This window comes from Pseudomonas sp. Bc-h (genome assembly GCF_002080045.1).
Lineage (GTDB): Bacteria > Pseudomonadota > Gammaproteobacteria > Pseudomonadales > Pseudomonadaceae > Aquipseudomonas.
This window is the reverse complement of the sequence record NZ_MUIN01000006.1, coordinates 353,720-373,359: the sequence shown is the minus strand read 5'-3', so window position 1 is coordinate 373,359 and position 19,640 is coordinate 353,720. Positions and strand designations below refer to the sequence as shown.

The window sequence follows — 19,640 nt, the reverse complement described above, 5'->3', positions numbered from 1 at the left end:
TCTGTCTGTAGCAGTCCGGCTTGCCGGCGGAGGCGATCCAGAGGGCGCGGCCGTCGCCGCGCGGACGGCTACGGCGTTTAAAACTCGCTCAGATAAAGGCTTTGAGATAACTGTGCGGGGCATCGTCAGGATCGATCGGCAGCTGGAACTTCGCGCCCAGATAATGGGCACTGAACACATCTAGATAAGCATCCAGTACGCCACGCGCCTGTTGATCGTCCGCCAGTTCCAGACACAGCGCCGCCACTTCGGCAGTGCAGAAATGGTCATCGCGCTTCGAGCGACGCAGGCGATAACGCGACATCTGCTCCGGCTCCAGACTCAGCACCGGCAAATGGTCCAGATAGGGGCTCTTGCGGAACATCTTGCGCGCTTCCGGCCAGGTGGCGTCCAGCAGGATGAAGAGCGGACGCTTGCCCTCCTCCAGCTTTACCTCGGTAACCACGCGCTCCGCTGCCACGAACTCACCGGGAAAAACGATATAAGGCTGCCACTGCGGGTCGTTCAGCAGGGCCGGCAGTTTTTCGTCCACATCGGTGCGCGACCAGCTGAACGCCTCGGTGTCCTTGATCACGTCGGCGATCAGCCAGCCAGTATTGGTGGGTTTCAGCGGCTCGGTGTCATACATCAACAGGCAAACGCCCGACTTCGCCTGAACAGTCGGTTTCCAGGCGCACAGGCAATAACTTTCTATGACTCGACACCCTGCGCAACGAGGCGCACGGGAACCTCGAGCGATGAAGGGTCTGGTGCTACGGGCCAGGCGTTCGGAGCGCAGACGTGAGACGGCATGGCTCATGGGACGAACCACCCACGTAACGGCGATGGGCGGCAAAAAGGCAGCGACACGATGGGCATCCGGCAGGAAAAAGTCGTTGCAGTCTATCAGAGCGACCCGGTTCTCTGGTGTCCGCCGAGGCGACTCCCCTATACTTGCCGGCCTTGAAAGCCCCACGTCACCAGTGAACGCCGGCGCCTGTCGCCGGTCCAACGACGTTCACTGCCCCAGGAGAATCCAATGCTGCGCCTCATCGCCCCCGCCCTCACGCTTTTGCTCGTCGCTCCGCTGTGCGCCAACGCGGCGTCCAAACAGGATTACGAACTGAACAAAGAGCTGGAACAAGTCGCGGCGAAAAGCAACGTCGGCAAGCCAAACGCGATCAGTGAAGACATCCTCGATCAGGGCTACACCGTCGATGGGAAAATCCTGATCGATCATCTGAGCGTGCAGGCAGGTCAGGCACAGCAAATGCGCGAGAACCCGGAGCTGGTGGGCCGTCAACTGGGGACGAGCGTCTGCCGTAACCCTGGATATCGTCAACTGATGGCCAAGGGCGCGATCCTGCGTTACGAGTTCACGGAATACAAAACCAATCGCCCGATCACCACGCAGCAGATCACCGCAGCGGACTGCTCTGCCAAGCCACCCGCCAAGAAGAAGTAACCGCCCGCCTAGTGCGCCGCGCGCCGTTGCTGATCATCGGCGCGCAACTCGGGGACCAGCGCTTGAAGATAAAAGGAACGCCTGCCGTTCTGCTTCAGGCGCTTCACGCATTCCTGCTCCAGGGTCGAATGATTGCTACGTGCGGCCTCGGTCAGTGAACGGAGCAGATCCTGATCGACTTCCAGCCTGATGATTTCCATTTCATCCCTCCATGGCTCGTCCACACCCCCAAAAGCAGTGTGGGCAAAACCTCGATGACTTCCGGCCGACGCGGCTGAGCATACGATGCGTCGACGCTATCCAGGTTGCGATGGCGTTGACCTTGCCATGTCCTTCAGTAAATCAGAGGGGTCACACCTGTCCTGACTGGCCGACGAGCGGAGAAAACAGTCAACGACTGCCGTAAAGAGTCGTTGCCAGCCCTGACGTTCAGGCACATCATCAAGCCATCGGTATTCACGAAGAGTCATATTTTGGTCACGCTATCGAGGCAAAAGGGGGTTGCCTTTCGCTGTCGCTATCCTCAATGTTTTTCTTTTCAACCCAAGGACATAGGCAGAATCAGTGTGGCGCTACCTGTCGCCATTCATAACTGACCGCCGCCAAAGGTGGACTAGCAGCAGCGACGCATGAGGCGTCGTGATCATGTCGCGACAGACAGGATCGATGATTCTGCACAAGGAGAAAGTCTGAATGCCTTACGTACCCAATGACTTGCTGTCTCGTCACTTCCAGAGCAACGGTATTGACCTCACCAGCAAGGTCGACGAACAACTCAATGTGGTTGCTCCCAACAGCCCCAACCTTGCGCTGTACCGCGACATGATACTGACCGTCCTGCGCATGGCTCAGGACGATCGCAACCGCTGGAATGCCAAGATCACGTTGCAGGCATTGCGCGAACTGGACAACGCCTTCCGCGTGCTCGAGCAATTCAGGGGCCGTCGCAAGGTCACGGTTTTCAGCTCCGCGCGTACTCCCATCGAACATCCCATGTATGCCCTGGCTCGAGAACTGGGCGCGAAGCTTGCGGCTTCCGACCTGATGGTCATCACAGGCGCCGGTGGCGGGATCATGGCCGCTGCCCACGAAGGCGCCGGGCTGGATTACAGCCTTGGGTTCAACATCACGCTGCCCTTCGAACAACATGCCAATGCCACGGTCGACGGCACCGGTAATCTGCTGCCGTTCCACTTCTTCTTCACCCGCAAGCTGTTCTTCGTCAAGGAGGCGGACGCCCTTGTGCTGTGCCCAGGAGGCTTCGGCACCCTGGACGAAGCGCTGGAGGTCTTGACGCTGATTCAAACCGGTAAAAGCCCACTGGTTCCGATAGTGCTGCTGGATGCGCCAGGCGGCACCTTCTGGGAGGGCGCTCTTAACTTCATCAAGAACGAACTGGAAGCCAACCGGTACATCCTTGCAACCGACATGAACCTATTGAAGCTGGTGTACAGCGCAGATGAGGCCGTCGCAGAGATTAACCAGTTCTACAGCAACTTCCACTCGAGTCGCTGGCTGAAAAACACCTTCGTGATTCGCATGCACCATGCGCTGAGTGATAAAGCCCTGGCACATATGGAACAGGCATTCGCCGACCTGCGTCTGAGTGACGATTTCCATCAGCATGGTTATCAGGAAGAACACGATGAAGAGCAGTTCAGCCACCTGACCCGCCTGGCATTCAAGTTCAACGGCCGGAATCATGGACGGCTGCGAGCGCTGGTGGACTACATCAACGTGAGCGAGAACTGGGCCAAACCCGTACAGCCTCAGCAAGCCCGAGGCAGGGAACCTTTGCAGGCGACGTAATGGAACGCAGATAGTCGGTCATCGTTCCCACGCTCTGCGTGGGAATGTCCTTCGAGGCGCGGCGGCTCAACACCCGGAACTAATAATCATCGCCGCCCTTCCCGCTCAGCAAACGACTGATGAGCTCAGGCGGATACCCCCGATAACTCAGAAAACGCATCTGTTGCCCTCGTTCTCGAGCGTCTTTGGGGAGTTCCCCGGCAAACTTGCGTCGCCAGGATTCTTCCAGCTTTTCTCGCCAGTCAATTCCGCTCTCACGCAGAGCCTGCTCAATATCTGAACGTTGCAAGCCTCGCTGCCCAAGCTCTTCGCGAATTCGCAAAGGGCCGTATCCAGAGCGGGCACGGTAGGAGACAAAGCTTTCAAGGTAACGGGATTCGGACAGCAGTCCCTCTTCCGTCAGGCGGTCGAGGGCAGCTTCGATCAATTCAGGCGGGGCGCCGCGCTGACGCAGTTTACGCGTCAGCTCGACTCGACCATGCTCGCGACGTGCGAGCAGGTCCATTGCGGTACGCCGTACGGCGACGGGCGTATCAAGCTCTAACGGCATGGCTGCAATCAGAGATCGGCGTCAGCTTCAACTTCAGCCATAGTGTCTTCGGCAACCCGAGACGACTGAGCTTTGACATCAGGTGCTGCGGTCAGCAGCTTTTCACGGATTTGTTTCTCCAGAGTCGCGCCGATTTCCGGGTTGTCCTGCAGGAACTTGGCCGAGTTGGCTTTACCTTGACCGATCTTGTTGCCCTGATAGCTGTACCAGGCACCGGATTTCTCCAGCAGACCGTGGAGCACGCCCAAGTCGATGATTTCACCGTTACGGTAGATACCCTTGCCGTACAGTATCTGGAATTCAGCCTGACGGAATGGCGGAGCTACCTTGTTCTTCACGACCTTGACGCGGGTTTCGCTACCGATCACTTCGTCGCCGTCTTTCACCGCGCCAGTACGGCGGATGTCCAGACGAACCGATGCGTAGAACTTCAGCGCGTTACCACCGGTGGTGGTTTCCGGGCTGCCGAACATGACACCGATTTTCATACGGATCTGGTTGATGAAGATGACCAGGCAGTTGGCGTTCTTGATGTTACCGGTGATTTTACGCAGCGCCTGGGACATCAGACGAGCTTGAAGGCCGACGTGCATGTCGCCCATTTCGCCTTCGATTTCAGCCTTTGGTACCAGAGCGGCAACGGAGTCGACAACGATCACGTCGATGGCGTTGGAGCGCACCAACATGTCGGTAATTTCCAGCGCCTGCTCACCGGTGTCCGGCTGCGAGACCAGCAGGTCGTCGACATTGACGCCCAGCTTGCCGGCATATTCAGGATCAAGAGCGTGCTCGGCGTCGACGAACGCACAAGTGGCGCCCATCTTCTGCGCTTCGGCAATGACCGACAGGGTCATGGTGGTTTTACCGGAAGACTCAGGGCCGTAGATTTCAACGATCCGGCCTTTTGGCAGACCGCCGATACCAAGTGCGATATCGAGGCCCAGCGAGCCGGTGGAGATAGCAGGAATAGCCTGGCGGTCGTGGTCGCCCATGCGCATCACGGCGCCTTTGCCGAACTGACGCTCGATTTGACCCAAGGCCGCAGCCAAGGCTTTCTTCTTGTTGTCGTCCATTGAAGTCCTCTCGTAATCGGTTAGGCCTGATGGCCGATATAACTGTATAAGTAGCCAGTATTATTCCACAGGGTTGAGCGCGCGCCTACCCCCGATTTTGTATTTCTCCGACAGTGAGCCGGATCAGCCCCTCTAGAGCGGCCTTCACCGTTTGTCGGCGTACCGAATCGCGGTCTCCGTCGAACTGAAAGCGCTCAGCGATCAACTGCTCTGCCGCCCCCCAGCAAATCCAGACAGTGCCGACCGGCTTCTCTGGCGAGCCGCCATCGGGCCCGGCCACACCACTGACAGCAACGGAGAATCGCGCCGTACTGTTGGTCTGGGCTCCGCGCGCCATGGCCTCGACCACTTCCCGACTGACGGCACCCACGCGGCCGAGCAATGCTTGCGGAACGCCCAACTGTTGCGTTTTCTGGTGATTGGAGTAAGTGACATAACCGGCTTCAAACCACGCCGAGCTGCCTGGAATACGAGTGATGGCCTCGGCGATACCGCCGCCGGTACAGGATTCAGCCGTGCTGACCTGCGCCCCCGCCTCAAGCAGACGCTGACCCAGCGTGGCCGCCAATTGGGTGATGTGATCCACAGAACTTCTCCGTATCGATCGAACAATGAGCACACGCTACACGAGCGTCACTCATTGGCAAGGCAGGACGCGGCCATAAGCACCGCCGCGCCTGCTGTTTTATCTAGGCAGGCTCCTGCTGCCTTGCCGTTTCCTGCTTCTTTTCCGGGCAGGGTTTCCTGACCGTTTCAACGATAGTTTCCCGAGGCCGTTGTCGCGCTTCCTCAAGGGTGATGAAGCGTCCGTTGGTTGAATCCCTTCCACGTTTACGTCGCATATAAGGTCCTTTTCTTAAATGACGTGCCCGGAATCGGGCAGCAACCACGACAGCCTAGACAGCTCAAGGCGACTCATGTGGATTCAGAAACGAGCCGTCACGAATAACCGGAGCCTGCGGCCCGCGAACGTGCGTGGTAACCTTGCGCCCATCGCAAAAGCAATCGGATCTGACGTCGGCCCACGTAGGTGGTGTTCCACGCGACGCTCCTTATTTGCCTCAATCTCCCAACGAATTTGCCTAAATAACTGATGAATAAAGCAATTTCCGACCTCTCTTCGCACACCCCCATGATGCAGCAATACTGGAGGCTGAAGAATCAGCATCCGGACCAGTTGATGTTCTATCGCATGGGCGACTTCTACGAGATCTTCTACGAAGACGCGAAGAAGGCGGCCAAGTTGCTGGACATCACCCTGACCGCCCGCGGGCAATCGGCCGGGCAGAGCATCCCGATGTGCGGCATTCCGTACCACGCCGCCGAAGGCTATCTGGCCAAACTGGTAAAGCTGGGCGAATCGGTGGTGATCTGCGAACAGATCGGCGATCCGGCGACCAGCAAGGGGCCGGTCGAGCGCCAGGTGGTCCGCATCATTACCCCAGGCACCGTGAGCGACGAGGCGCTGCTTGATGAGCGTCGCGATAACCTGATCGCCGCCGTACTGGGTGATGAACGTCTGTTCGGCCTGGCCGTTCTGGACATCACCAGTGGCAATTTTACCGTTCAGGAAATCAAGGGCTGGGAAAACCTGCTGGCGGAACTTGAACGCATCAATCCAGTTGAGCTGCTGATTCCGGATGATTGGCCACAAGGCTTGCCTGCCGAGAAGCGTCGCGGCGCTCGTCGCCGTGCCCCTTGGGATTTCGAACGCGACTCGGCACATAAAAGCCTGTGCCAGCAGTTTTCGACCCAGGACCTCAAAGGGTTCGGCTGCGAGATGCTGACCCTGGCCATCGGCGCCGCCGGTTGCCTGCTAGGCTACGCTAAGGAAACCCAGCGCACCGCCCTGCCGCACCTGCGTAGCCTGCGCCATGAGCGCATGGACGACACGGTCATCCTTGACGGCGCCAGCCGCCGCAATCTGGAACTCGATACCAACCTGGCAGGCGGGCGCGACAACACGCTGCAGTCGGTCATGGACCGTTGCCAGACCGCCATGGCGACACGCCTGCTCACCCGCTGGCTGAATCGTCCGCTGCGGGACCTGAAAGTGCTGGAAGCTCGTCAGGAGTCGATCAGCTGTTTCCTGGAGCGCTACCGGTTCGAGAATCTGCAGCCACAGTTGAAAGAGATCGGCGACATCGAGCGGATTCTCGCGCGTATCGGCCTGCGCAACGCTCGTCCCCGAGACCTGGCGCGCCTGCGTGACGCGCTCGGTGCCCTGCCGGAGTTGCAACTGGCTCTGACCGAACTCGAAGCACCGCACATTCAGCAACTGGCTAAGAGTGCCAGCACTTACCCCGAATTGGCCGACCTGCTGCAACGAGCCATCATCGATAACCCGCCCGCCGTCATCCGTGACGGTGGCGTGCTCAAGACGGGTTACGACGCAGAACTCGACGAATTGCTGTCCCTGAGCGAGAACGCAGGTCAATTTCTGATCGACCTGGAAACCCGGGAGAAAGCCCGTACCGGCCTTGCCAATCTCAAGGTCGGTTACAACCGCGTGCATGGCTACTTCATCGAACTGCCGAGCAAGCAGGCCGAGCAGGCGCCGGCTGACTACATCCGCCGCCAGACTCTCAAGGGCGCCGAGCGCTTTATTACGCCCGAGCTGAAAGAGTTCGAAGACAAGGCGCTGTCGGCGAAGAGCCGTGCGCTGGCTCGCGAAAAAATGCTCTACGAGGCGCTACTGGAAGACCTGATCGGTCATCTGGCACCCCTGCAGGACACCGCCGCTGCTTTGGCCGAACTGGATGTGCTGAGCAATCTCGCCGAGCGCGCCCTGAATCTGGATCTGAACCGCCCGCGCTTCACCGACGAGCCATGCATGCGCATCGAGCAAGGTCGTCATCCGGTGGTTGAACAAGTGCTATCATCGCCGTTCGTGGCCAACGATCTCGACCTGAACGACAACACCCGCATGCTGGTGATCACCGGCCCGAACATGGGCGGTAAATCCACCTACATGCGTCAGACCGCCCTGATCGTGCTGCTGGCCCACATCGGCAGCTTCGTTCCGGCCGCCAGTTGCGAGCTATCGCTGGTCGATCGCATTTTCACCCGTATCGGCTCCAGCGATGACCTGGCCGGTGGTCGCTCGACGTTCATGGTGGAGATGAGCGAAACCGCGAACATCCTGCACAACGCCACGGACAAGAGCCTGGTATTGATGGACGAAGTAGGTCGCGGCACCAGCACCTTCGACGGTCTCTCGCTGGCCTGGGCTGCGGCAGAATGTCTCGCCCAACTGCGTGCCTATACGCTGTTCGCCACTCACTATTTCGAGCTGACGGTATTGCCGGAAAGCGAACCGCTGGTGGCCAATGTCCATCTCAACGCCACCGAGCACAACGAACGTATCGTGTTCCTGCATCGCGTGCTGCCAGGGCCGGCGAGCCAGAGCTACGGTTTGGCGGTGGCTCAGTTGGCGGGGGTTCCAGGCAAGGTGATCAGTCGCGCCAAGGAACATTTGCAGCGTCTGGAAACCACCAGCCTGCCCCATGAACAGCCCAGGTCGAAGCCAGGCAAACCTCCGGTACCCATGCAAAGCGACATGTTCGCCAGCCTGCCGCACCCGGTGCTCGATGAATTGTCGAAACTGAAAATAGACGACATGACGCCACGCCAAGCTATCGAATGGTTATATGGACTGCAAAACCGGATCTAACGGTATCCGTAACAAGCTGTTAGAATCCCGCGCGGTTTGGGAACGGTACAGCCTCTAGCCGGGCCGTAAGAGATCCGAGCCGCGTTCGAACGCAGCGAACCAGAGCCTTGCTCACATGCCCCGTGGCCGTGAAGCCGGGTTGACTGCGTTCTGAATGGCCCGGGAACGTTCCCAACCGAGCAACCCTACCGTGAAGGGCTCTGCTGCCGCCGCCTGAGGAGAGAATTAGAAATGACCTTCGTCGTCACCGACAACTGCATCAAGTGCAAGTACACCGACTGCGTAGAAGTCTGTCCGGTGGACTGCTTCTACGAAGGCCCGAACTTCCTGGTGATTCACCCGGATGAGTGCATCGACTGCGCTCTGTGCGAGCCTGAATGCCCGGCCACTGCGATTTTCTCGGAAGACGAAATTCCGGCTGGCATGGAAAACTTCATTGAGCTGAACGCCGAGCTGGCTGACGTCTGGCCCAACATCACCGAGCGTAAAGATGCGCTGCCGGATGCTGAGGAATGGGATGGCAAACCTGGCAAGATCGCCGATCTGGAGCGCTAAGCTTCCAGCGATACCGCAAAAGGCCCTTCGGGGCCTTTTTGCATTTTCGGGAGCGATGACCTGAACGCCCCACTTTTCTGCAGACAAAAAAAGGGGCGGTTTGACCCGCCCACATTTTTTCCATAATCCCTTTAATCCATGTTCATCGTCCTGATGAATCGCCTCCTGCGATGTCCTGTGAAGCAGTCTTCCTTGACCGCCTGTGCCAATCCCTCGGCACAGTTCTGATCTTAGTGATTTACCGATTCAGAGCAACACCCCGGACTTTGCAAAAAAATTCAGCACCGTCGACGTTAGTGAAATAAACATGAGTTAAATCATGGGGATGAATTATTTCACTCGTCCACCAAAGACTTAGCCCCTCAACAAATAGCGTTATCTCTCACGTCACACGTACGAAATGACTTACAACTAATGCAAGAGCCACCTACGGGCATCGCTCATATTAAAATCGACATACATGTAGGCAGGCTTAATCAATTATTCATCATATGCACTTGATACCGTAATAACAAAAAAAGCCCTGAACAGGTCAGGGCTTTTTATATGATGCTACTTAGCTACCAACACGTTGACGTTGAAATCCCCTGATCACTGAAACAGGGACTCGCTCGACAAGCCATTTTTTTCAAGGATCTCACGCAGGCGCTTGAGCCCCTCTACCTGGATCTGCCGTACACGTTCACGGGTCAGACCGATCTCCAGGCCCACGTCTTCCAGTGTGCTGCTCTCGTGGCCACGCAAGCCGAAGCGGCGCACAACCACCTCACGTTGCTTGTCGGTCAGTTCGGACAGCCACTGGTCGATGCTTTGGGACAAGTCGTCGTCCTGCAGCAGCTCGCAAGGGTCGGTAGGTCGATCATCAGTGAGGGTATCAAGTAGCGTCTTGTCCGAATCTGGCCCCAGGGACACATCGACGGAAGACACACGCTCGTTGAGGCCCAGCATGCGCTTGACCTCGCCCACCGGTTTTTCGAGCAGGTTGGCGATCTCTTCGGGTGAAGGTTCGTGGTCGAGCTTCTGGGTCAACTCGCGTGCAGCACGCAGGTAGACGTTCAGCTCCTTGACCACATGAATCGGCAGGCGGATGGTCCGCGTCTGATTCATGATCGCGCGCTCGATGGTCTGACGGATCCACCAGGTTGCATAGGTGGAGAAGCGGAAACCGCGCTCTGGATCGAATTTTTCGACCGCTCGAATCAGCCCAAGATTGCCTTCTTCGATGAGGTCCAGCAATGACAGGCCACGATTGACGTAGCGTCTGGCGATTTTGACCACCAGGCGCAGATTGCTCTCAATCATGCGTTTGCGTCCGGCCGGATCACCGCTCTGCGACAAGCGCGCAAAGTGGACTTCCTCTTCCGGGGACAGCAGGGGGGAGAAGCCGATCTCGTTGAGATACAGCTGCGTGGCATCCAGTGCCCGCGTGTAGTCGATGTATTTGTGCTGCTTGAGTGCTGCGGAGTTTTTGGTCTTCGCACGAACAGAAGGTGTAGCTGGCTTCTCATCCGTTGCAGAATCCAGGACGATCCCGTGCTCCATAAGGAGAACTTCGTCGTCTATGTCAAACTCCGGCACTTCTTTGTTGAGAGCCATTGTTATAGTCCTTTGGTGAGTTCGACCTCAAGCTCCAGTGGCGCCTTTTTCCGTGGCATCACTTGAGCCTGTCCCCTCTATGTCAGGAACAGGCTGGAAACCGATCAACGACGCGGCAAAAATTCCAGTGGATCTACCGGTTTACCCTGACGGCGAATCTCGAAATGCAGTTTCACCCGGTCAGTCCCCGTGGACCCCATCTCGGCAATCGTCTGCCCTGCCTTGACCTGTTGCCCCTCCCGAACCAACAGCCTACGGTTGTGACCGTAAGCACTGACATAGGTATCGCTGTGTTTGATGATTACTAACTCGCCGTAGCCCCTTAATCCACTTCCGGCGTAAACCACTGAACCATCAGACGCGGCTAAAACAGGCTGTCCCAAATCACCGGCGATATCAATTCCTTTATTCAAACTACCGTTTGAAGAAAATTTGCCGATCAAAATACCGTTAGTTGGCCACGCCCAGCCACTCGCAGAACGCGCTCCCGCAACTACGGGTGTATTAACCGGAGTGGTGACCGGGGTAGTGGCAGGCGGCGCCGTACTACCTGAAGTTGCACCGACAGGCCGTGTAATAACAGTGGTCTTGAGTGAACCGGATGGCGAATTCGAGCTGCTGGTTGTAGTTTGCGGGACCACGACCGGCGCGGCCGCTACAACAGCAGAGGTAGAGTTTGAACGTCCGTCGAAGCGAATCGCCTGACCGACATGAATGGTGTAGGGCTCTGGGATGTTGTTGCGGGCGGCCAGCGCCTTCCAGTCCCAACCGTAACGGAAAGCAATGGAGAAAAGCGTGTCGCCCCGCTTGACCACGTACTGACCAGTGGTGACAGGCTGGCGAACGGGAGCTGCGGATTTGCCGCCATTTCGATCGACGACACGCACTCCGCCCGAGGGCGTACTGGAGCAGCCGACCAGAAGGACACTCAGGGCAATGCCAATCACCAGACGTTGAAAACTTGTTGAAGACGTACGCTGCCGAATGACTGTGAGACTCACCCGCCACTCCTTTACTGGTGACTGAATTAAAGCTGCCTATTGTGTCGTGGTGATGACGGGCAGCCATGGAAAAACCGGTTACAAAACGTGTTCAGGACGACATAGAGCGGACGGGTAACGACCTCATCGCAAATCGCCAGCCTGTAGACAGGCGGCGCCTCGTGGAATTCATTGCAGCTGCAAAAGAGCGGTTACGCCAGCGGACCGTTGAGCAAAGGCACGAAACGCACCGCACCCAGCACATGCCGTGAAAAGCCATTCTCTTCACGGATGATCAGCATCAATTGCTGCACTTCACCCGAGCCTACCGGAATCACCAGACGCCCCCCTGGCGCGAGTTGGTCCAGCAACGCCTGCGGCACGTCGGTTGCGACAGCGGTAACGATAATGCCGTTGTAGGGCGCAAGGGCTGGCCAGCCTTCCCAGCCATCGCCCCAGCGAAACACCATATTGCGCAGATTGAGCTCAACCAGGCGCTCCTTGGCGCGGTCCTGCAGCACCTTGATGCGCTCTACCGAGAACACCCGCTCCACCAGCTGCGCCAAGACTGCGGTCTGATAGCCCGAGCCAGTGCCGATCTCCAGCACCTTGTCCAGCGGCCCCGCCGCCAGCAGCAGTTCGCTCATGCGGGCGACCATGTACGGCTGAGAGATGGTCTGGTTGTTGCCGATCGGCAGCGCGGTGTCTTCATAAGCGCGATGGGCCAGCGCCTCATCAACGAACAGATGCCGAGGCGTCTTGCGAATGACGTCGAGCACCTGAGTGTTAGCGATGCCCTCTTCATACAACCGCTGGATCAACCGCTCACGGGTACGCTGCGAGGTGAAACCCACGCCACGACGTAACAGATCATCATGCTCACGCGACATCAGGCCATTCCCTCCAGCCATGCGTTCAGGCTGTTGAAACCGTCCTGATAGGTCCGATCCAGCTGTAAAGGTGTAATCGACACATAACCCTGCATCACGGCATGAAAATCGGTGCCCGGCCCGCCGTCCTCGGCGTCGCCTGCGGCGGCAATCCAGTAACCGGCCTTGCCACGCGGATCGACTACCCGCACCGGCGCAGCAGCGCGAGTACGGTGGCCCAGGCGGGTCAGCTGAATGCCGCGCACGTGATCCAGCGGCAAGTTTGGAATATTCACATTCAACACGGTACGCGGTGGCAGATCGAGCTGTTCGTGAGCCTCGACCAGAAGCCGTGCGTAATGCGCGGCAGTTGCCAGGTTATCGACCTGACGCGACAGAAATGAAAAGGCAAACGACGGACGTTGCAAAAAACGTCCTTCCAGCGCTGCAGCGACGGTGCCGGAATACAGCACGTCGTCCCCCAGATTGGCGCCCAGATTGATGCCGGAAACCACCATGTCCGGTTCCTGTTCCAGCAAACCGTGGATACCCAGATGCACGCAGTCGGTGGGGGTGCCGTTAAGACTGATGAAGCCATTGTCCAGCAGGTGTGGGTGCAGAGGCCGATCAAGGGTCAGCGAGCTGCTGGCACCACTTCTGTCTTGATCGGGAGCGATGACCGCGCACTCGGCATAACCCGCCAGCGCTCCGTGGAGCGCAGCAAGTCCGGGTGCCGAGACCCCATCATCATTCGAAATCAGAATACGCATGAGCTGTCCGTCTGTCCCACAGGCGCCAGATCCACGAGTTCACGCACCAATGCGGTGGCGAAGCATCCGGCCGGCAGGACGAATTCCAGTTGCAGAATGTCAGGCTCGGGATAATGCCACGTCAACCGCCCGATGGGCAGTCGCAGGATGCGACGTTCTTGTTCCATTCCCGCTTTTATCAACCAGTTACAAAGCGACGACTCACGCAGCGCGACGCTGTTTTCCACTTCTCCAGTGACCCCAGTGGCCGGGGAAGGACCTTCGCCCCATTGGGGGCCTGTAGGGTGCAGATCGAGAATCGCTAGACGCGGATCGCTGCACTCCGCTTCACCCGCCGGGAAAAAGCTGCGACTGTCAGTGAATGCCAACAGATCGCCCACCTGAGCCTTATCCCAGGTCCCGTTGGCAACACGGGCCGCCAGCACCTGATTGAACAAATAACTGCGGGCAGTGGAAAGTAGACGGGAGCGTACATTTCGTTGTTCGGGCAAGGCCTGGCGCTCAGCGTAATGCCGGGCTTCGCCGACGTTACCGCCCTCGTAGCCGAAACGCTGGGCACCGAAATAATTGGGAATGCCGCCGAGCTTGATCGCTTCAAGGCGCGCATCCAGAGCAGCCTTGTCACCCTGCAACCCGGTCAGGCGCAGGGTGAAGCCGTTGGCAGCATGGGCTCCACGCTGCAATTTGCGCTTGTGGCGCTTGCTGTCGAGAATTTTCAGCGTGTCGTTCTCGGCACTCGACATGTCCGGATCGGCCTTGCCCGGCAACTGTATGCTGAACCACTGCCGGGTCAGCGCCTGACGATCTTTCAAACCCGCGTAAGCCACGGTCCGCAACGGCACGCCAGCGGCCTTGGCCAGACGTCGTGCCGCTTCTTCGGTGTTCAAGCCGCGTTTTTCGACCCACAGCCACAGGTGTTCGCCATCGCCGGACAGGGGGATGTCCAGCACTTCATCGACCTGAAAGTCTTCAGCGGTTGCCTTGAGCACCGCAATGCCCAATGCATCGCCATAGGCCCGTGGGCCCAAGAGTTCGAATTCGGTCATGCTGCGATCAACAGCGCAACGGCGTGAACCGCGATGCCTTCTTCACGGCCGGTGAAACCCAGCTTTTCAGTGGTGGTGGCCTTGACGTTGACCTGATCCAGTTCGACCTGCAGGTCTTCGGCGATCAGCGCCCGCATGGTGTCGATGTGCGGGGCCATCTTGGGAGCCTGGGCAACGATGGTGGCGTCGATATTGCCGACTTTCCAGCCTTTGGCTTGCACCTGTTTAAGTACATGACGCAGCAGTACGCGGCTGTCGGCGCCCTTGAACTGCGGATCGGTATCGGGGAAATGCTTGCCGATGTCGCCCAGCGCTGCCGCGCCCAGCAAGGCATCGCTCAATGCGTGCAACAGCACATCGCCATCGGAATGCGCAAGCAAACCGAACTTGTGCGCGATCCGTACCCCGCCCAAGGTAATAAAATCGCCTTCAGCGAAACGGTGCACATCATAGCCGTGGCCAATACGCATAAAAAAACGCCCTGAAAAAGTCAGGGCGTGATTCTACCTACTTTGTCGGACATTAGGGCCTGGTGGCACTCAATTGCAGGACAGCTTGTCGCGATTGAATGCCATTTCTTCAGCCCTCCAATGCCTGTGCGTGATGGCGCAGGTGGTCTTCGATGAAGCTGGCGATGAAATAATAGCTATGGTCATAGCCAGGTTGCATTCTCAGTTCCAGCGGATGACCGACCGCCCTGGTTGCCTGCACCAGCGCTTCGGGCTTGAGCTGATTGGCGAGGAAATCATCACGATCACCTTGATCCACCAGCAGCGGCAGACGCTCGGTGGCGTCGGCAATCAATAAGCTGGCATCCCATTCACGCCAGCGCGACCGGTCTTCGCCCAGATAGCGGGAAAAGGCTTTCTGCCCCCATGGGCAATCCATCGGGTTGCTGATCGGCGAGAACGCCGACACCGATTTGTAACGGCCGGGATTGCGCAATGCACACACCAGCGCGCCATGACCGCCCATCGAATGGCCACTGATGCTGCGTTTATCCGAAGCCGGGAAATGCGCTTCGATCAACGCAGGCAACTCACTGACCACGTAATCGTACATGCGGTAATGGCGAGCCCAGGGTTGCTGCGTGGCGTTCAGATAGAACCCCGCCCCCAGGCCGAAATCGTAGGCGTTGTCCGGATCGCCCGGAACATCGGCGCCACGAGGACTGGTGTCCGGCGCAACGATGATCAAGCCCAGTTCGGCCGCAATGCGCTGCGCACCCGCCTTCTGCATGAAGTTTTCATCGGTGCAGGTCAGCCCCGACAGCCAATACACCACCGGCAGCTTGGCACCCTGCTCCGCCTGGGGCGGCAGATAGACAGCAAATACCATGTCGCAGCCAAGCACATCGGAGTGATGTTTGTAGCGTTTATGCCAGCCGCCGAAGCTTTTCTGGCACGAGATGTTTTCCAGACTCAAGGTCGTTCCTCCCAGCCGCAAGCTTCAAGCCGTCGGCTGCAAGTCGGCACAGCGGCGCGCCTTCTTGCAGCTTGCAGCTCGTGCTTGTCGCTGCTCTTAGAAATGGATGACCGAACGAATGCTTTTGCCTTCGTGCATCAGGTCGAACGCTTCGTTGATCTTGTCCAGACCCATGGTGTGGGTGATGAACGTGTCCAGCGGGATTTCGCCGGTCTGTGATTTCTCGACGTAGCTTGGCAGCTCGGTGCGACCTTTGACGCCGCCGAACGCCGAGCCGCGCCAGACGCGACCAGTGACGAGCTGGAACGGACGAGTGGCGATTTCCTGACCCGATGGCGCCACACCGATGATGATCGATTCGCCCCAACCCTTGTGGCAGCATTCCAGGGCCGCGCGCATCAACTGTACGTTGCCGATACATTCGAAGCTGTAGTCGACGCCGCCATCGGTCAGTTCAACGATGACATCCTGAATCAGCTTGGTGTGCTCTTTCGGGTTGATGAAATCGGTGGCGCCCAGCTCACGGGCCACATCGAACTTGGCCGGGTTGATGTCGATCGCGATGATGCGCGAGGCCTTGGCCATTTTCGCGCCGATGATCGCCGCAAGACCAATGCCGCCCAGACCGAAGATGGCGACGGTAGCGCCCTCTTCCACCTTGGCAGTATTCAGGACCGCGCCGATGCCGGTAGTCACGCCGCAACCCAGCAGACAGACCTTTTCCAGCGGCGCTTCCTTGGGGATTTTTGCCAGGGAAATTTCCGGCACCACGGTGTACTCGGAGAAGGTCGAGCAGCCCATGTAGTGATAAACCGGCTCGCCGTTGTAGCTGAAACGGGTGGTGCCGTCGGGCATCAGGCCCTTGCCCTGCGTGGCGCGGACTTTCTGGCAAAGGTTGGTCTTGCCGGACTTGCAGAATTTGCACTCGCGGCACTCGGCCGTGTAGAGCGGGATCACATGGTCGCCGACTGCCAGCGAGGTCACGCCTTCGCCGATCGCTTCAACGATACCACCACCTTCGTGACCCAGAATGCAGGGGAACACGCCTTCGGAGTCAGCGCCAGACAAGGTGTAGGCATCGGTATGGCATACGCCGGAAGCGACGGTACGGATCAGCACCTCACCCGCTTTCGGCGCCTCGACGTCCACTTCGACGATTTGCAGTGGTTGGTTGGGCGCGAAGGCAACGGCGGCACGAGACTTGATCATCATGATCTCCAGCGAAGTAAAAACGAGCTGGGAGTGTAAAGCAGTGCTGTTTGATTAATAATCCATGCAAAAGCAAAACATTAATGCTGTGCAGGGATAATCGATGTACACCAATCGTTGGGAAGGCCTCGATGAATTCGTCGCTGTCGCCGAATGCGGACAATTCACTGCCGCTGCAGAGCGGCTGGGCGTTTCTTCCTCACATATCAGTCGCCAGATCGCACGACTTGAAGAGCGTCTGCAGACACGCCTGCTCTACCGGAGCACGCGAAAAGTTGCGCTGACCGAAGCCGGCCAGACCTTTCTGCATCATTGCCAGCGTTTGCAGGACGGTCGTGAAGAGGCACTGCGCGCGGTGGGTGATCTGACCAGCGAACCGAAGGGGCTGCTGCGCATGACCTGTGCAGTGGCCTATGGCGAGCGGTTCATCGCGCCACTGGTGACACGCTTCATGGATGAATATCCGCAGTTGCGCGTGGATATCGAACTGAGCAACAGCACGCTGGATCTGGTGCACGAAGGGATGGACCTGGCAATACGCCTCGGCCGTTTACAGGAATCACGTCTTGTTGCGACTCGCCTGGCGCCGCGCCGAATGTATCTGTGCGCATCGCCCTCTTATGTGGAGCGATATGGCCGTCCCCACAGCCTGTCGGAACTGAATCGGCATAACTGCCTGATAGGCAGCTCCGACAGTTGGCTGCTGCAACAGAATGGCAAGGAGTTTTCCCAGCGTGTCCACGGAAACTGGCGTTGCAACAGTGGCCAGGCGGTGCTGGACGCCGCGCTCCAAGGCGTAGGGCTGTGTCAGTTGCCGGACTATTACGTGCTTGAACATCTGAAGAGCGGTGCACTCATCTCGTTACTGGATGCCCACCAGCCACCCAACACCGCCGTCTGGGCGCTGTATCCGCAGCAAAGGCATTTGTCGCCGAAGGTCAGGAAGCTGGTGGACTATTTGAAAGCGGGATTGGCGTTACGCGATGAGTACCTCACTCCCTTATGAGCGACTTATTCGGCGAGCTGTGAAGAAAAGCTGTCGGCACCGGCCAAGGCGCAGACCTCGTCCAGATCCGGCGATGCCCCGCTCACGCCAATGCTGCCAACGTGACGTCCGGTCCGGTCAAACACCGGCACACCGCCTGCCAGCAGAACGAAGCCCGGTATCGATGCATAAGGATTGTTCGGCGAGGCGCTGCTGCGTGTCGCCAGTTCCCGGGTCGAGAGCGGAAAGCTGGCCGAAGTCAGGCCCTTGAGCTGGGAGACCTGAATACTGCCGACACTGGTGCCATCCATGCGGCGAAAATACCGGAGTTGCCCGTGCTGGTCGAAAATACTGATGACCAGCCGAAGATCGCGCTCTTCGGCCGCCTTCTGCACCGCGTCAGCCATCTGCTGTGCAGCGTGAAGGCTGATCGAGGCTGAGGAGATTCCAGCATTGCTGGCGAACGCAAACCCGGGGAAACACATACAAAGAAACACGACTATCCACTGTCGGATCATTACCGCCTCCTGCGCGCATGAACGGATGAAGGTGCACCTTATAGAGAGCATCCGCAGGTCGTCGAGGTAGCAATTGTGACGCTATATGAAGAGCCCCCTGGAGCCACGCCCGATATGATCAGCTGCGCTTGATGCCACGCTGTCGCAACCACTCAAGATCTTCAGGCCGGGTGACCTTGATGTTGTCCGCCCGGCCTTCGATCAATCGCGGCGACTGCCCAGCCCATTCGATGGCCGAAGCTTCGTCAGTGATCGAAACGTTCGACACCAGGCTGTCCGCCAGCGCCCGATGCAACGCGCCCAGACGAAACATCTGCGGTGTGTACGCCTGCCAGATCAGGCTGCGATCAACCGTTTCCACCACTCGCCCGCTGGCATCGGCGCGCTTCAAGGTGTCCTTGGCGGGAACAGCCAACAGCCCCCCGACCGGGTCGTCTTTGAGCTCACAGAGCAGATTGTCCAGATCCGAACGTGCCAGATTGGGTCGCGCGGCATCGTGAACCAGCACCCAATCGTTATCATCAGCGCCATTGGCGTGCAGGTGCAGCAGCGCATTGAGCACCGAGTCCGCACGCTCTTTGCCGCCCGCGACCTGCTGAATGCGGGAATCCAGCGCGCAAGGCAACGTAGGCCAATAGGGGTCGTCCACAGCCAGACTGATCACCAGGCCCTTGAGCCGCGGATGATCGAGAAAACAAAGCAGGCTGTGTTCAAGAATCGTGAGTCCGCCCAGTTGCAGGTACTGCTTGGGACGGTCTGCCGCCATGCGAGCACCAACGCCCGCTGCGGGAATCACTGCCCAGAAGGCAGGAAGGGATTGTGTCATTACGCCAACGTCACTGTGCCAACTGATAGAGGGTCTCGCCGTCCTTGACCATGCCCAATTCGTGGCGGGCACGTTCTTCAACGGTCTCCAGACCTTTCTTCAGCTCCAGCACTTCCGCATCCAGAACACGGTTACGCTCCAGCAAAGCATCGTTTTCGGCATGTTGATCGGCGATTTGCTGGGTCAGACTGGCCACCTGCGCGAGACTGCCGTTACCTACCCATAGGCGATACTGCAAGCCAGCGAGCATCAAAAGCAGAACGAGGAACAACCAGTTAGGACTGCGCATTGTGAATATCTGTTACCCGGTGG

The 19,640-nt window shown here is 58.4% G+C and carries 21 protein-coding genes; 5 read left to right on the top strand and 16 right to left on the bottom strand.

The window, feature by feature from the left end:
• Positions 1-88: 88 nt before the first annotated feature.
• The gene (locus tag BWR59_RS12220; RefSeq protein WP_081565889.1) at positions 89-799 is read right to left on the bottom strand and encodes a tRNA-uridine aminocarboxypropyltransferase; all 711 of its coding nucleotides are present in this window, start codon (positions 797-799) and stop codon (positions 89-91) included.
• Positions 800-1,018: 219 nt separating this feature from the next.
• Here BWR59_RS12220 and BWR59_RS12215 point away from each other — a divergent pair, with 219 nt between their 5' ends.
• Positions 1,019-1,444: a PA3611 family quorum-sensing-regulated virulence factor gene (locus BWR59_RS12215; RefSeq protein WP_081565888.1), complete on the top strand. Its 426-nt coding sequence runs from the start codon at positions 1,019-1,021 to the stop codon at positions 1,442-1,444.
• An 8-nt stretch (positions 1,445-1,452) separates the two neighbouring features.
• Here BWR59_RS12215 and BWR59_RS12210 read toward each other — a convergent pair whose 3' ends face one another.
• Positions 1,453-1,644, bottom strand: a complete 192-nt coding sequence (locus BWR59_RS12210) for a hypothetical protein (protein ID WP_081565887.1) — start codon at positions 1,642-1,644, stop codon at positions 1,453-1,455.
• Between the two features lie 493 nt (positions 1,645-2,137).
• Between BWR59_RS12210 and BWR59_RS12205 the strand changes: the two genes are divergently transcribed.
• Positions 2,138-3,253 carry an LOG family protein gene (locus BWR59_RS12205; protein WP_081565886.1) on the top strand — a complete coding sequence of 372 codons (1,116 nt, stop codon included), beginning with the start codon at positions 2,138-2,140 and terminating at the stop codon, positions 3,251-3,253.
• Between the two features lie 79 nt (positions 3,254-3,332).
• Here the strand turns inward: BWR59_RS12205 and recX are convergent, their stop codons facing one another.
• From recX to BWR59_RS12190, 3 genes are all read right to left on the bottom strand, one after another.
• The gene (gene recX, locus BWR59_RS12200) at positions 3,333-3,803 is read right to left on the bottom strand and encodes a recombination regulator RecX (RefSeq protein ID WP_081565885.1); all 471 of its coding nucleotides are present in this window, start codon (positions 3,801-3,803) and stop codon (positions 3,333-3,335) included.
• Between the two features lie 8 nt (positions 3,804-3,811).
• Positions 3,812-4,876 (bottom strand): recombinase RecA, encoded by a 1,065-nt coding sequence (recA, locus tag BWR59_RS12195; protein WP_081565884.1) that lies wholly within the window; start codon positions 4,874-4,876, stop codon positions 3,812-3,814.
• 85 nt (positions 4,877-4,961) lie between these two features.
• Positions 4,962-5,462 carry a CinA family protein gene (locus BWR59_RS12190; RefSeq protein WP_081565883.1) on the bottom strand — a complete coding sequence of 167 codons (501 nt, stop codon included), beginning with the start codon at positions 5,460-5,462 and terminating at the stop codon, positions 4,962-4,964.
• Between the two features lie 519 nt (positions 5,463-5,981).
• Here BWR59_RS12190 and mutS point away from each other — a divergent pair.
• Entirely contained in the window at positions 5,982-8,549 is a 2,568-nt protein-coding gene (mutS, locus tag BWR59_RS12185) for a DNA mismatch repair protein MutS (protein ID WP_168184483.1), read from the top strand.
• 231 nt (positions 8,550-8,780) lie between these two features.
• Entirely contained in the window at positions 8,781-9,104 is a 324-nt protein-coding gene (gene fdxA, locus BWR59_RS12180) for a ferredoxin FdxA (RefSeq protein ID WP_081565881.1), read from the top strand.
• A gap of 591 nt (positions 9,105-9,695) precedes the next feature.
• Here the strand turns inward: fdxA and rpoS are convergent.
• The 8 genes from rpoS to BWR59_RS12140 form a co-directional block, all read right to left on the bottom strand.
• The gene (rpoS, locus tag BWR59_RS12175; RefSeq protein WP_081565880.1) at positions 9,696-10,700 is read right to left on the bottom strand and encodes an RNA polymerase sigma factor RpoS; all 1,005 of its coding nucleotides are present in this window, start codon (positions 10,698-10,700) and stop codon (positions 9,696-9,698) included.
• A 104-nt stretch (positions 10,701-10,804) separates the two neighbouring features.
• Positions 10,805-11,701, bottom strand: a complete 897-nt coding sequence (locus tag BWR59_RS12170; protein ID WP_081565879.1) for a peptidoglycan DD-metalloendopeptidase family protein — start codon at positions 11,699-11,701, stop codon at positions 10,805-10,807.
• 191 nt (positions 11,702-11,892) lie between these two features.
• A complete protein-coding gene (locus BWR59_RS12165; RefSeq protein ID WP_081565878.1) occupies positions 11,893-12,570 on the bottom strand; it encodes a protein-L-isoaspartate(D-aspartate) O-methyltransferase in 678 nt (225 codons plus the stop codon).
• Entirely contained in the window at positions 12,570-13,319 is a 750-nt protein-coding gene (gene surE, locus BWR59_RS12160) for a 5'/3'-nucleotidase SurE (RefSeq protein ID WP_081565877.1), read from the bottom strand. The genes BWR59_RS12165 and surE overlap by 1 nt, the downstream gene beginning before the upstream one ends.
• Positions 13,307-14,365, bottom strand: coding sequence for a tRNA pseudouridine(13) synthase TruD (gene truD, locus BWR59_RS12155; protein ID WP_081565876.1), 1,059 nt, complete (start codon positions 14,363-14,365; stop codon positions 13,307-13,309). The genes surE and truD overlap by 13 nt, the downstream gene beginning before the upstream one ends.
• Positions 14,362-14,835, bottom strand: a complete 474-nt coding sequence (gene ispF / locus BWR59_RS12150; RefSeq protein ID WP_081565875.1) for a 2-C-methyl-D-erythritol 2,4-cyclodiphosphate synthase — start codon at positions 14,833-14,835, stop codon at positions 14,362-14,364. Before ispF ends, truD begins: the two co-directional genes overlap by 4 nt.
• A 109-nt stretch (positions 14,836-14,944) precedes the next feature.
• A complete protein-coding gene (fghA, locus tag BWR59_RS12145; RefSeq protein ID WP_081565874.1) occupies positions 14,945-15,790 on the bottom strand; it encodes an S-formylglutathione hydrolase in 846 nt (281 codons plus the stop codon).
• 96 nt (positions 15,791-15,886) lie between these two features.
• Complete coding sequence (locus BWR59_RS12140; RefSeq protein ID WP_081565873.1) at positions 15,887-16,999, bottom strand: S-(hydroxymethyl)glutathione dehydrogenase/class III alcohol dehydrogenase; 1,113 nt, start codon at positions 16,997-16,999, stop codon at positions 15,887-15,889.
• 103 nt (positions 17,000-17,102) lie between these two features.
• Between BWR59_RS12140 and BWR59_RS12135 the strand changes: the two genes are divergently transcribed.
• Positions 17,103-18,005 (top strand): LysR substrate-binding domain-containing protein, encoded by a 903-nt coding sequence (locus BWR59_RS12135; protein WP_081565872.1) that lies wholly within the window; start codon positions 17,103-17,105, stop codon positions 18,003-18,005.
• Positions 18,006-18,010: 5 nt separating this feature from the next.
• Here the strand turns inward: BWR59_RS12135 and BWR59_RS12130 are convergent, their stop codons facing one another.
• From BWR59_RS12130 to ftsB, 3 genes are all read right to left on the bottom strand, one after another.
• Positions 18,011-18,502: a heme-binding protein gene (locus BWR59_RS12130; protein WP_230981997.1), complete on the bottom strand. Its 492-nt coding sequence runs from the start codon at positions 18,500-18,502 to the stop codon at positions 18,011-18,013.
• 118 nt (positions 18,503-18,620) lie between these two features.
• Positions 18,621-19,328: a 2-C-methyl-D-erythritol 4-phosphate cytidylyltransferase gene (ispD, locus tag BWR59_RS12125; RefSeq protein ID WP_081565871.1), complete on the bottom strand. Its 708-nt coding sequence runs from the start codon at positions 19,326-19,328 to the stop codon at positions 18,621-18,623.
• Positions 19,329-19,338: 10 nt separating this feature from the next.
• On the bottom strand, positions 19,339-19,617 hold the full coding sequence (ftsB, locus tag BWR59_RS12120) for a cell division protein FtsB (RefSeq protein WP_037014212.1): 279 nt from the start codon (positions 19,615-19,617) through the stop codon (positions 19,339-19,341).
• Between the last annotated feature and the right edge of the window lie 23 nt (positions 19,618-19,640).

Coding starts and splice junctions, on each gene's coding strand:
- BWR59_RS12220 (WP_081565889.1), bottom strand. CDS start 799: ATGAGCCATGCCGTCTCACGTCTGCGCTCCGAACGCCTGGCCCGTAGC.
- BWR59_RS12215 (WP_081565888.1), top strand. CDS start 1,019: ATGCTGCGCCTCATCGCCCCCGCCCTCACGCTTTTGCTCGTCGCTCCG.
- BWR59_RS12210 (WP_081565887.1), bottom strand. CDS start 1,644: ATGGAAATCATCAGGCTGGAAGTCGATCAGGATCTGCTCCGTTCACTG.
- BWR59_RS12205 (WP_081565886.1), top strand. CDS start 2,138: ATGCCTTACGTACCCAATGACTTGCTGTCTCGTCACTTCCAGAGCAAC.
- recX (WP_081565885.1), bottom strand. CDS start 3,803: ATGCCGTTAGAGCTTGATACGCCCGTCGCCGTACGGCGTACCGCAATG.
- recA (WP_081565884.1), bottom strand. CDS start 4,876: ATGGACGACAACAAGAAGAAAGCCTTGGCTGCGGCCTTGGGTCAAATC.
- fdxA (WP_081565881.1), top strand. CDS start 8,781: ATGACCTTCGTCGTCACCGACAACTGCATCAAGTGCAAGTACACCGAC.
- rpoS (WP_081565880.1), bottom strand. CDS start 10,700: ATGGCTCTCAACAAAGAAGTGCCGGAGTTTGACATAGACGACGAAGTT.
- BWR59_RS12165 (WP_081565878.1), bottom strand. CDS start 12,570: ATGTCGCGTGAGCATGATGATCTGTTACGTCGTGGCGTGGGTTTCACC.
- surE (WP_081565877.1), bottom strand. CDS start 13,319: ATGCGTATTCTGATTTCGAATGATGATGGGGTCTCGGCACCCGGACTT.
- truD (WP_081565876.1), bottom strand. CDS start 14,365: ATGACCGAATTCGAACTCTTGGGCCCACGGGCCTATGGCGATGCATTG.
- ispF (WP_081565875.1), bottom strand. CDS start 14,835: ATGCGTATTGGCCACGGCTATGATGTGCACCGTTTCGCTGAAGGCGAT.
- BWR59_RS12140 (WP_081565873.1), bottom strand. CDS start 16,999: ATGATCAAGTCTCGTGCCGCCGTTGCCTTCGCGCCCAACCAACCACTG.
- BWR59_RS12135 (WP_081565872.1), top strand. CDS start 17,103: ATGTACACCAATCGTTGGGAAGGCCTCGATGAATTCGTCGCTGTCGCC.
- BWR59_RS12130 (WP_230981997.1), bottom strand. CDS start 18,502: ATGATCCGACAGTGGATAGTCGTGTTTCTTTGTATGTGTTTCCCCGGG.
- ispD (WP_081565871.1), bottom strand. CDS start 19,328: ATGACACAATCCCTTCCTGCCTTCTGGGCAGTGATTCCCGCAGCGGGC.
- ftsB (WP_037014212.1), bottom strand. CDS start 19,617: ATGCGCAGTCCTAACTGGTTGTTCCTCGTTCTGCTTTTGATGCTCGCT.